This window comes from Yersinia rohdei ATCC 43380 (assembly GCF_000173775.1).
Taxonomy (GTDB): Bacteria; Pseudomonadota; Gammaproteobacteria; order Enterobacterales; family Enterobacteriaceae; genus Yersinia; species Yersinia rohdei.
The window spans coordinates 60,716-71,703 of the sequence record NZ_ACCD01000021.1; the positions used below are offsets into that span (position 1 = coordinate 60,716).

The window sequence follows — 10,988 nt, forward strand, 5'->3', positions numbered from 1 at the left end:
ATGCATGAATTACCCTTGGTGTTTTTCACCGTGTTGGGACAAACCGCCGTCGGGTTGTTTGCTCTGGTCTGGTTGAGCAGCAAACTCGGCCTCACCACTGAGCTGCAACTGAAACACGCCAATATTATTGGCTTGATTTTGATGATGGTGGGTTTAGTCATCGGCACCCTGCATGTTGGGCAACCCATGCGTGCGATGAATATGTTGCTCGGCGCGGGCCGCTCGCCCATGAGCAATGAAATTCTGCTCAGTAGCCTGTTTGTTGCCTTGGCCTGTGGCACCGTTTTTTTCTCCGTAATAGTGAAAAACTCCGTGCTGGCAGCCCTGTGCAATGTGGCGGCGGTGATATTTGGTCTGGCTTTTGCCTGGTCAATTACGCAAGTTTATCAACTAAATACCGTGCCTAACTGGGATACGTCGTATACATCATTACAACTGTGGATGACCGTTTTAGTGGGCGGAGGCGCTTTTGCTATTCTCACCGGCGCGCGGCAACTCGGGGCATTGGCGGTGTTAATCGGCGCTATCGTGACACTGGTGAACAAACCGGCCTATCTCAGTTTTCTCGGGCAAAACTCCTTAGATCTCAGTAGCCAACAAACCTTGTTTTGGGGCGTGCAAATTCTGCTGCTGACCTTAGGTATTTTTGTCGCCGCCGCCGCATTACTGAAAGACAAAATCCCACGGGCCACTTTGGCGGTCAGTGCATCGGCACTGGTCATCGGAGAATTAGCCGGTCGTATTGCTTTCTACAATCTTTGGCAAGTAGCAATGTAATTTAACCTGCTGTTTTAAAATATGTTTAGCCGCAATTAATGGCGGCTAATCAACACAAAAATCATCAGCCCGGAAGAGAGAAAATATTGATGCTATTCAACACCACCTTGCCAAGAATTCTGGGCGCGTGCTTTTACTATTCACCACAATCCGACATCGTACAGCGCTTGTGGCCACTGCTAGTGCAAATTAAAGATATTTTTCCGTGGCCTAACCCCGCTAAAATTGCACATTATTGCCAACAGCTGCCGGATATCTCAGCAGAACAGCTGGAATATGACTTTTCGGTGCTATTTGAAGGCCAAGGTGAGATGCCAGCCCCCCCGTGGGCATCTGTGTATCTGGATAAAGAAAATATTCTGATGGGGGCCAGCACCCTGCAATATCGCGCGTTTTTATCTCAGTTAGGGCTGGCAAATCAAAGTGCTATTCATGAACCAGAAGATCAGTTTGGTTTAATGCTGCTGGCTTGGGTCTATTTAATTGAAAACCCGCCCGCAGATGATAAGCCCCACTATGAAGCGGCGGTGACCCTGCTCACCGAGCACTTGCTACCCTGGGCCTATCGTTACCTTGAGTTGGTCAAAAATGCACGAGTTGAGCATCCGGTTTATCCATTACTGGCAGAAATCACCGAGTGTTATCTGAAAACGCTACAAACTGAATTGAGCTTATTCCCGCCCCCTCATGAGCTGTATCGGTAATAAAAATCCATGAATAGAGACGAGCGCTACTACAAAGCCTATCTGGAAAGCCGGATTATCAGCCGACGAGGGCTATTTCGGGGCTTATTGAAAGGTGCGGCCGGTGAATCTTTGCCCATTTCACCGCCTGTAATTTTGCAGCCAATCCTCAAAAATCCCTGTCAGAATACCTATATCTACTGCAATAGTTGCGCCGATTACTGTGAAAAAAATGCATTGCTATGGCAGCCCCGCCAGCCACCCACACTGGTTAACGACCGGTGCGACGGTTGTGGCGAATGTGTGGTTAGGTGCCCGGCAATGGCGCTAGAAATGCCAGTAATATCATCATGATATTATCTCCTGCGCGATAAATTCTCCTTACCTGAATGAATGCATTAAATAGGTAACCCCAACCCGCTGATACCAGTACAATGGCAGTATCTTGAGTAGCTTGTTCTCACCGGAGTGACCACTTTGTTCCATTACCCTGCCAGTTATACTTTTGATGAAGTCAGCGGTGAATATCATATTCAGTATCGTGACTTTCCTGAATTGGAATCAGTGACTTACTCGCTGGAAGATATTGAATTAGAAGCACAAGAGGGCATTAAGAATGGCATCGCCGCGCAGATGGAAGAGCGCTGCCCGGTCCCTGCCCCTTCGGCTTTGCAAGCAGATGATATTGCCATCCACGTCCCTGTTTTGGTGCGGTTGAAAGCGGAATTACACAATGCCATGCTAACCACCCATACCCGCAAAGCCGATATGGCACGGAAACTGAGTTTGAATGCGGCTCAAATGGATCGCCTGCTCGATGTGTATTATGCCTCCAAAGTTGAAGCTCTGGAGCAAGCCCTGTATTTGCTGGGGTATGAAGCAGAAGTCACCGTTAGAAAAGTCAGCTGATCACCTTGATAGCTAAGGAATTGCCTAAGATTTGTCACCTTTTACAGGCCGCGATGCAGCGGGTGCCGGCAACTAGAGATCTATTTGGTTTGTATTTCAATCAAGATAGTAACAAATTGTTATTAGGCGATAATTTTAAAAAACGTTAATAGCTTCACACTTCAATACATTGGCTAACATTCTTAATCATTTAAGTTTGAAAATGTGATCTAATGCATGGAATTACAGTATTGAAAACCACTCTCCATTGGGATTACATTAATGCTATCAACTCGCAGACAGTGACTGAGTGACTCAGACTGGCGAGGTAGCTCCAAGGGGGAGTGGTTAAATGAAATATTTCTTTATGGGTGTCTCAATTATGTTGGTGGTTTGGGTTGGCACCTTCATGATGATGGTCGAGTAACATTCACTCAAACTCTCCACCACCAGACAGAATACTTAGCCGATAGCACTGTTATCCGGCCGACTCGAGCCAATAACACTGTTCGGTCATCAAACTAAAGGGCGCATTTGCGCCCTTTAGTCTTTCTCGCATCCTATCACTTTCCCGGCATCATCCTGCGTAACGTATCATCGCGACGAATATAATGATGATAAAGCGCCGCCAACGCGTGAGCCCCAATAACGAAATAAGCCACATTGGCAATAAGCTCATGGGTCTGTTTTAGATAGGCCCGAGCTTCATCATTGGGTGTCACCCACTGTGGTACTTGCCAGCCAAGTAAGAACCAGGTTTTCCCGCCATATGCCTGTGCCAAAACCCCCAATATCGGTAATGATAAGAAGATCAAATACAGGCCCCAATGCAGAACATGCGCCCCCAACAACTGCCAATCTGGCAGTTTTGGCGTGATAGCTGGCGTCATATTTTTATGACGTAGCCAGAGTCGCGCCAGCATGAGTAGCCAGACAGAAATACCAAAATTAAAATGCAGGTTTTTCATCAATGTCCGGTCTTCGTCGGGCACCGAATCACTGAGCAGCATTGCCGCATAGGTCAGAATTACCATCAGTAATGTCAACCAATGCAGGGTTATTTGGGATAATGAATAGCGATTTTTCATGGCTGTGCGCTCCGCAAAATAGCTAACCGATTAAACCGCGTCACCGGGGGTGGATTTGGCTTTCAGTAAACCATCAGCCCGGAACATACTTTTAATCCCGCGCACTGCCTGACGGATCCGGTCTTGATTCTCGATAAGTGCAAAGCGGACATGGGTATCGCCATAGTCCCCAAAACCAATTCCCGGAGAAACACAGACTTTCGCCTCAGATAACAGTCTTTTAGCAAACTCAAGTGAGCCAAGGTGAGCATAAGGTTCCGGAATTTTGGCCCAGACATACATGGATGCTTTCGGATTTTCGACCATCCAACCCGCCTCATGTAACCCGCGAACCAACGCATTGCGGCGTTGCCGATATTGCTCGGCGATATCACGGACACATTGCTGATCCCCCTCCAGCGCAGCAATCGCGGCAACCTGTAATGGGGTAAAAGTGCCGTAATCGTGGTAACTTTTGATGCGAGCCAATGCATTGACCAGCTCAGGATTGCCAACCATAAAACCAATACGCCAGCCCGCCATATTGTAACTTTTCGATAAGGTAAAGAATTCGACCGCAATGTCTTTCGCGCCAGGGACTTGCATGATTGACGGTGCTTTCCAGCCATCATACACAATGTCGGCATAGGCTAAATCATGCACCACCAGCACGTCATATTGCTTCGCGAGCGCCACCACACGTTCGAAAAAGTCCAGCTCCACACATTGTGCTGTTGGGTTAGACGGGAAGCCGAGGATCATCATTTTTGGTTTAGGAATGGTTTCACGAATCGCCCGCTCCAGCTCGCCGAAGAAATCAATCCCCTCAGTCAGTGGCACAGACCGAACTTGCGCCCCAGCAATAACAGCGCCATAAATATGAATAGGATAGCTAGGATTCGGCACCAGCACGGTATCGCCATGATCCAATGTCGCCAGCATTAAATGGGCCAGCCCTTCTTTCGAACCAATGGTGACAATGGCTTCACTTTCGGGGTCAATTTCCACCTGATAGCGATCCGCGTACCAGTGAGAAATCGCCCGACGCAGACGGGGGATCCCGCGCGAGGTCGAATACCCATGAGTGTCTTCGCGTTGCGCCACACTGCACATTTTCTCAACAATATGCGGCGGGGTCGGGCCATCCGGATTTCCCATACTAAAATCAATAATATCTTCCCCACGACGACGCGCCGCCATTTTTAATTCAGACGTGATATTGAAAACATAAGGGGGAAGACGATCAATACGGGTAAAACGACGTTTAGCAGGGAGTTCAGCCATAATTTCCTCGAGGATACGTTAGCGCCCGGACCGTCCGAGCGACGCTGACCATCAAATGGTCTGTTTATGAACATATCCCAGTGCTGAATACCTGTCGAGTAGCTGATAGCAAAATATTATTCATCGGCTTCAGCGCTGTGGTTCAAATTCACAAGCCAGCATTCCTAAAACCCAATCATCACACCACTGCCCACCAAGCTGATAGTTATCACGCAAAGTGCCTTCCAACTGAAAACCACAGCGCTCCAGTAAACGGCGCGAAGCTTGATTTCCCACGGTGACCGTGGCTTTCATTTTGTGAAATTGGCATTGCCGGAAACCAAACGCCAACACGGCGAGCAAAGATTCCTGAGCAAAACCTTTGCCTTGATAAGAGGGCAACATGGCATAGCCCACTTCGGCCTGCTGTAGCGGTGACCATTCCGCTAAAAAGCCGGTAAGCCCGATGGCCTCTCCGCTCTCTTTTTCACGGATAACCAAGCACAGCCAATGGCTGGCAGTCTTCTCCCATCGCATAAGACGCAACTCAAAGCGCCGGCGGATATCCGTGATATCCATCGGGTCTGAGATATAACGCTGCACTTCTGGGTCTTGATATAAACGCAAAAATAGCGGCCAATCCTGTTCACTAAGGCTATCCAGCATCAGTCTTGGCGTTCTGAGTGAGATGGGGTCACGACTAAACATGGAAATTACAGTCACTATTTCTCCTTTTATTTTAATAAGTTAGCTATAAAAAGAAGACAATAAATTAAAGAGGAAATTTCACGAAAACCTCATCCCTTTATTCTTCTCCATTTAGCCTTAATAATGTTTACTTCAAGATAACAAAAAACAAACAAGTGGTCAGCAAAGCTCCAGCCCTAACCGCGACCTCAACCTACAGCTATCGGAGAATCTGCATTATGGCATCATTACAAATAGACGATATTCCCGCAGCAATCAAAGCGGTGAAACAACAATTACGTCAGGCGCTGCCGAACTATCAGCAAGTTTTTCATGCTGTAGAAGAGAATATTCGCCAGCAAGTCGCCGAGATCCGCCGCAGTCTGGCTGTAGGTGAAAGCCCAGTACCACGCATTCATGCCGATGATATTATTAATGGCAAAGTCACTGATGAGCAAAAAGCACAAATAAAACAACGCGGATGCTGCGCCATTCTGGGTGTATTCCCCACTGAAAAAGCAGCAGCATGGAACCGTGAAATTGGTAACTATCTGGATCGTAACAATTTTGTTGAGCGTCTGAAAAATGCGGCGGAAGATAACTACTTCGGCACATTGGCAGCCAGCAAACCGCAAATTTACGGTATTTACTGGTCAACACCGCAGGTTGAAGCCCGTCAGGATCAGCGCATGAATGCGGTGCAGATTTTCTTAAATAATTTGTGGCAAACCGAGAGCCAGGGTAAGCAACACTTTGATGCCAACCGCGTGGTTACCTATGCTGACCGCACACGCCGCCGCCCTCCTAAATCTTCATCCTTAGGGTTATCACCTCACGTGGATGGCGGTTCAATCGAGCGCTGGTTAGATGAAAACTTCCGTCATGTTTATCGCCATGTTTTTTCTGGCGAGTGGCAAAAATACGATCCCTTTGCCGCAGAAGGCCGCCCGGAAGTGCGCGAATTTCCATCACCCGCAGTGTGTTCCATGTTCCGCACTTTCCAGGGCTGGACGGCGTTAACACCACAGCGCACCCACGCCGGCACATTAAATGTGATCCCAATTGCTAATGCTATGGCCTATATTTTGCTGCGGGCCTTACAAGATGATGTGGCTGACGATGACTTGTGTGGTGCGGCACCGGGCCGTGCCTTATCCGCCTCAGAGCAGTGGCATCCTCTTTTAATGGAAGCGATTTCCCCTATTCCCGATTTGGAAGCTGGCGACACTGTATTCTGGCATTGTGATGTCATTCATTCAGTGGAAAACGAACATAACGGGGAGTTTGATAGCAATGTTATGTATATCGCCGCAGCCCCCTGGTGTGAAAAGAATGCCGCCTACCTGCCGCGTCAATTAGCCAGTTTCATTGATGGCCGCTCGCCGCCTGATTTTGCAGCTGATGACTTCGAGGTTGATTTCACTGGCAGAGCCACCGCCAAAGATCTAACCGTCATAGGTAAGCAGCAATTAGGGATGACGGAATAGCCTCTTATATTTTTTGCGGATAAATTCCCCACCTGACCTCTGCCGGAGCTTACCCCTCCGGCTAATTTCTTCTTACCCCTGAGTTAAAGTGGCAGTGAGCTGCCAATTTCCTTATAGTGAGCCGCTTATTCGACTCAGAATCTGCTGGTTTTTAATTAGAATAGCTTTTAACCTAAAATAGTTTCTGACCTAAGATCACCGGCTGTTGCCAAGAGAAAATAGCGTGCACCAGATATTTGAAATGCTACTTGCGGTGTTTGACCGAGCCGCGCTGATGTTAATTTGCCTGTTCTTCCTGACCCGCACCTATCTATTTCGCCAGTTACTGCAAAAAGAGAAACACACCCCATTAGAGCTGGCCGCAGTCACGGCAATCTTCTCGTTATTTGCTATTTTTGGCACCTATTCCGGTATTAACGTTGAAGGGTCGTTGGTGAATGTCCGGGTCATTGCGGTCATGTCAGGCGGTATTCTCTTTGGCCCCTGGGTGGGGATTATTACCGGATTGATTGCTGGCTCTCACCGCTATTTAATTGATATTGATGGCATTACTTCTGTTCCTTGTTTAATTACCAGTATTATTGCGGGCTTGATGTCCGGTTATATCAACCTAAAGGTAAAGAAAGAGCGGCAATGGAGTATTGGTATTCTGGGCGGTATGATTTGTGAGTCGCTGACCATGCTGTTAGTGGTTATTTGGGCGAAACCCACTGCCTTGGGTCTGGATATTGTGTCTAAAATTGCCATTCCAATGATTTTAGGGGCAGTTTGTATCGGTTTGATTGTGCTATTGGTGCAAAGTGTTGAGGATGAAAAAGAAGTTATTGCCGCCCGACAAGCAAAATTGGCCTTAGATATTGCCAATAAAACTTTGCCCTATTTTCGCAATATCAACGGCGAATCTTTACGCAGTGTATGCGAAATTATTCGTAATGATATCAAGGCTGATGCCGTCGCCATCACCGATACCCACCATATTCTGGCCTATGTGGGGGTGGGGGTAGAAACCTATAATATTGGTCACGAAATTATCAGTGACATCACCAAAGAAAGTATTCAGCGCGGTAAAATCACCATCCGCAATAATGACGAAGTGCACCGCACGCCACAGATTCACTCACTGATTATTATCCCGCTGTGGGAAAAAGGCGAAGTGACCGGCTCACTGAAAATCTATTATTGTCATGCGCATAAGATTACTTATTCGTTAAAAGTCATGGCCGTAGGTTTATCACAGATAATCTCAACCCAGATTGAAGTGTCTCGCATTGAACAACTGCGAGAGATGGCCAATAAAGCGGAAATGCGCGCTTTGCAAAGTAAAATTAATCCGCACTTTTTATTTAATGCCTTGAATGCCATTTCCTCATCAATTCGAATTAATCCAGATACCGCGCGCCAGCTGATTATCAATTTGTCTCGTTATCTGCGCTATAACCTTGAGCTAAATGATGAGCAAATCGATATCCGTAAAGAACTGCATCAAATTCAGGATTATATTGCTATCGAGCAAGCGCGTTTTGGCAGCAAATTAACCGTCATTTATGACATTGATGATGATATTGCACTAAAAATTCCTAGCCTGCTTATTCAGCCATTGGTAGAGAATGCCATCGTGCATGGTATTCAGCCCTGCCGTGGTAAAGGTGTGGTGGTTATCGCCGTAAAAGACTGTGGCAGCCAGATAAAAATCTCAGTGAAAGACACGGGTAATGGTATTAATCAGGAAACCATTGAGCGCGTAGCAAATAACGAAATGCCCGGTAATAAAATCGGTTTACTGAATGTGCATCATCGGGTGAAATTACTCTATGGCGAGGGTTTACAGATACGACGTCTGGAACCGGGAACTGAGATTTCTTTTTATATCAGCAAAAATGGCGGAAAAATCCATGCAGAATCAATCCCTTCAGCCGGAGTTTAACCCGTGAAAGCAATCATTGTTGAAGATGAGTTTCTGGCGCAGGAAGAATTAAGTTACCTTATCCGCCAGCACAGTGATATTACCATTGAAGCCACCTTTGAGGATGGGCTGGATGTGCTTAAATATCTGCAAAATCATCAGGTTGATGCTATTTTTCTTGATATTAACATTCCATCGTTAGACGGCGTTTTACTGGCGCAAAATATCAGCAAATTTGCCCATAAGCCCTATATTATCTTTATTACCGCTTATAAAGAACACGCCGTAGAAGCCTTTGAAATAGAAGCTTTTGACTATATTTTAAAGCCTTACCACGAGTCGCGCATTGTCACCATGCTGCAAAAATTGGAAGCACTGCATCAACGTGATCGCCAAAATAAAATCCCCACCACTGGCCCCAGTCATCGTGTCGCGGCGCATACCATCAATTTGATGAAAGATGAGCGCATCATTGTCACTGATATCAATGATATTTATTATGCCGCAGCCCAAGAGAAAGTTACCCTGGTCTATACCCGGCGTGCAGAATTTATTATGCCAATGAATATCACTGAATTTTGCAGTCGCTTGCCTGATGAGTATTTTTTCCGCTGCCATCGTTCTTATTGTGTGAACTTAGCAAAAATCCGCGAAATCGTGCCCTGGTTTAATAACACTTATATCCTGCGACTCAGTGATTTGGACTTTGAAGTCCCCGTCAGCCGCAGCAAGATAAAAGAATTCAGGCAACTGATGCGCCTTTAAATGCATTTCATTCCTTCCAGAATGCAGCTCATTCCCCTTTCGATCTATAGCTGTTAACCCGACCGTATACTGGTTTTATTCGGCGGGCTGATATCACCTCAACACAAGATTTTCGGTGCTCCATCAGTGCGTAATTATTGATGTTTAAGGAGCCCGGCATGAACAGTAAACCGGTAAATCGTTGGTTAGTTGTGGTTGGAACCATCATTGTCCAGATGGGGTTAGGCACTATTTATACTTGGAGCTTATTTAATCAACCTCTGGGAGATAAATTTAGTTGGTCGCTGGGGGCGGTTGCCACCACTTTCTCTATCACCAGCTTCTCTTTGGCGATTGCCACTTTGTTTGCAGGCCGCCTTCAAGAGCGCATTGGTATTCGTAAACTGACGCTAATTTCCGGTATTGTTCTCGGTTTGGGCTTGATTGCCAGCTCCTTTGCCACCTCACTGGGTATGATTTATCTGCTGGCAGGTGTTGTGGTCGGCTTTGCTGATGGCACCGCTTATATCACCACCCTGTCAAACTTGATCAAATGGTTCCCAGAACGTAAGGGATTGATTTCAGGTATTTCTGTCGGCGCATTTGGTACTGGCAGCCTGCTATTTAAATACGTCAATGCTAGCTTGATAGCCAATCACGGCGTTTCTATTGCCTTCTTCTATTGGGGTAGCATCGTGATGGTGTTGGTCGTGGCTGGGTCTTTCTTGCTGCGGGAAAAAATCACTGCGCCATCTGCCACCGGTTTAGCTGCTGCGCGTACCGGGCGAGATTTCAGTGTCAAAGAGATGCTGGGAGTTAAAGAGTCTTATTGCCTATTTTTCATCTTCTTCACCGCTTGTATGAGTGGCTTATATTTAATTGGTATCGTGAAGGATTTAGGTGTGCAACTGGCGGGGATGGATTTAGTGACCGCCGCCAATACCGTCTCGGCCATCGCCATCTTTAATACCGCAGGGCGCATTATTCTGGGTGCTTTATCCGATAAAGTCGGCCGCCTGCGAGTGATCAGTTTTACCTTGCTAGTGACAACATTAGCCGTATCGGTACTGAGTTTTGTTCCACTCACTCACGCCTTGTTCTTCTTGTGTGTCGGGGCCATTGCTTTCTGTTTTGGTGGCAATATCACCGTGTTCCCGGCCATTGTTGGCGATTTCTTTGGCCTGAAAAATCACAGCAAAAACTACGGTATTATCTATCAAGGCTTTGGTTTAGGTGCGCTGGCCGGGTCTTTCATTGCCGCTCGTTTGGGGGGATATCACGCAACCTTTATTGTCATTGCGGTGTTGTCAGTTATCTCCTTACTGTTAACCCTGACCATTAAGCCACCAAAAGGTGCCACTGCCGCAGCAGAAAACACCCCAGTTGCTCCAGCAAGGGTCACCGCCAGCAGTCATGCGTAATATTTGATTTTACATCGACATAAAAAAGCAGAGCCCTGGCTCTGCTTTGACGTTTCCTCGGGTAAGTG

At 46.9% G+C, this 10,988-nt stretch carries 12 protein-coding genes; 9 read left to right on the forward strand and 3 right to left on the reverse strand.

Annotated features, from left to right (window positions below; translation table 11 throughout):
* The 5 genes from YROHD0001_RS05110 to ypdK all read left to right on the forward strand — a co-directional run bounded on the left by YROHD0001_RS05110 (position 1) and on the right by ypdK (position 2,775).
* The gene (locus YROHD0001_RS05110) at positions 1 to 777 is read left to right on the forward strand and encodes a dimethyl sulfoxide reductase anchor subunit family protein (RefSeq protein WP_004715663.1); all 777 of its coding nucleotides are present in this window, start codon (positions 1 to 3) and stop codon (positions 775 to 777) included.
* A gap of 89 nt (positions 778 to 866) precedes the next feature.
* Positions 867 to 1,481 carry a TorD/DmsD family molecular chaperone gene (locus tag YROHD0001_RS05105; RefSeq protein WP_032817415.1) on the forward strand — a complete coding sequence of 205 codons (615 nt, stop codon included), beginning with the start codon at positions 867 to 869 and terminating at the stop codon, positions 1,479 to 1,481.
* Between the two features lie 9 nt (positions 1,482 to 1,490).
* Entirely contained in the window at positions 1,491 to 1,814 is a 324-nt protein-coding gene (locus tag YROHD0001_RS05100; protein WP_004715665.1) for a 4Fe-4S binding protein, read from the forward strand.
* 123 nt (positions 1,815 to 1,937) lie between these two features.
* Complete coding sequence (locus tag YROHD0001_RS05095) at positions 1,938 to 2,369, forward strand: type II toxin-antitoxin system HicB family antitoxin (RefSeq protein WP_032817417.1); 432 nt, start codon at positions 1,938 to 1,940, stop codon at positions 2,367 to 2,369.
* 331 nt (positions 2,370 to 2,700) lie between these two features.
* Positions 2,701 to 2,775 carry a membrane protein YpdK gene (gene ypdK / locus YROHD0001_RS20490; RefSeq protein ID WP_128824054.1) on the forward strand — a complete coding sequence of 25 codons (75 nt, stop codon included), beginning with the start codon at positions 2,701 to 2,703 and terminating at the stop codon, positions 2,773 to 2,775.
* Positions 2,776 to 2,911: 136 nt separating this feature from the next.
* Here ypdK and YROHD0001_RS05090 read toward each other — a convergent pair whose 3' ends face one another.
* From YROHD0001_RS05090 to YROHD0001_RS05080, 3 genes are all read right to left on the reverse strand, one after another.
* Positions 2,912 to 3,436 carry a cytochrome b gene (locus tag YROHD0001_RS05090; protein WP_004715667.1) on the reverse strand — a complete coding sequence of 175 codons (525 nt, stop codon included), beginning with the start codon at positions 3,434 to 3,436 and terminating at the stop codon, positions 2,912 to 2,914.
* Between the two features lie 30 nt (positions 3,437 to 3,466).
* Entirely contained in the window at positions 3,467 to 4,699 is a 1,233-nt protein-coding gene (alaC, locus tag YROHD0001_RS05085) for an alanine transaminase (protein ID WP_004715668.1), read from the reverse strand.
* 129 nt (positions 4,700 to 4,828) lie between these two features.
* The gene (locus tag YROHD0001_RS05080; RefSeq protein ID WP_004715669.1) at positions 4,829 to 5,344 is read right to left on the reverse strand and encodes a GNAT family N-acetyltransferase; all 516 of its coding nucleotides are present in this window, start codon (positions 5,342 to 5,344) and stop codon (positions 4,829 to 4,831) included.
* Between the two features lie 260 nt (positions 5,345 to 5,604).
* Between YROHD0001_RS05080 and YROHD0001_RS05075 the strand changes: the two genes are divergently transcribed.
* The 4 genes from YROHD0001_RS05075 to YROHD0001_RS05060 all read left to right on the forward strand — a co-directional run bounded on the left by YROHD0001_RS05075 (position 5,605) and on the right by YROHD0001_RS05060 (position 10,920).
* The gene (locus tag YROHD0001_RS05075; RefSeq protein WP_004715670.1) at positions 5,605 to 6,852 is read left to right on the forward strand and encodes a DUF1479 domain-containing protein; all 1,248 of its coding nucleotides are present in this window, start codon (positions 5,605 to 5,607) and stop codon (positions 6,850 to 6,852) included.
* 223 nt (positions 6,853 to 7,075) lie between these two features.
* On the forward strand, positions 7,076 to 8,776 hold the full coding sequence (locus YROHD0001_RS05070) for a sensor histidine kinase (protein WP_004715671.1): 1,701 nt from the start codon (positions 7,076 to 7,078) through the stop codon (positions 8,774 to 8,776).
* Positions 8,777 to 8,779: 3 nt separating this feature from the next.
* Entirely contained in the window at positions 8,780 to 9,520 is a 741-nt protein-coding gene (locus YROHD0001_RS05065; RefSeq protein WP_004715672.1) for a LytR/AlgR family response regulator transcription factor, read from the forward strand.
* Positions 9,521 to 9,678: 158 nt separating this feature from the next.
* Positions 9,679 to 10,920, forward strand: a complete 1,242-nt coding sequence (locus YROHD0001_RS05060) for an L-lactate MFS transporter (protein WP_004715673.1) — start codon at positions 9,679 to 9,681, stop codon at positions 10,918 to 10,920.
* Positions 10,921 to 10,988: the final 68 nt, after the last annotated feature.

Bases quoted from the DNA above. Each gene is read 5' to 3' on its own strand.
- YROHD0001_RS05110 (WP_004715663.1), top strand. From the start codon at position 1: ATGCATGAATTACCCTTGGTGTTTTTCACCGTGTTGGGACAAACCGCC.
- YROHD0001_RS05105 (WP_032817415.1), top strand. From the start codon at position 867: ATGCTATTCAACACCACCTTGCCAAGAATTCTGGGCGCGTGCTTTTAC.
- YROHD0001_RS05060 (WP_004715673.1), top strand. From the start codon at position 9,679: ATGAACAGTAAACCGGTAAATCGTTGGTTAGTTGTGGTTGGAACCATC.
- YROHD0001_RS05080 (WP_004715669.1), bottom strand. From the start codon at position 5,344: ATGCTGGATAGCCTTAGTGAACAGGATTGGCCGCTATTTTTGCGTTTA.
- YROHD0001_RS05100 (WP_004715665.1), top strand. From the start codon at position 1,491: ATGAATAGAGACGAGCGCTACTACAAAGCCTATCTGGAAAGCCGGATT.
- alaC (WP_004715668.1), bottom strand. From the start codon at position 4,699: ATGGCTGAACTCCCTGCTAAACGTCGTTTTACCCGTATTGATCGTCTT.
- YROHD0001_RS05075 (WP_004715670.1), top strand. From the start codon at position 5,605: ATGGCATCATTACAAATAGACGATATTCCCGCAGCAATCAAAGCGGTG.
- YROHD0001_RS05090 (WP_004715667.1), bottom strand. From the start codon at position 3,436: ATGAAAAATCGCTATTCATTATCCCAAATAACCCTGCATTGGTTGACA.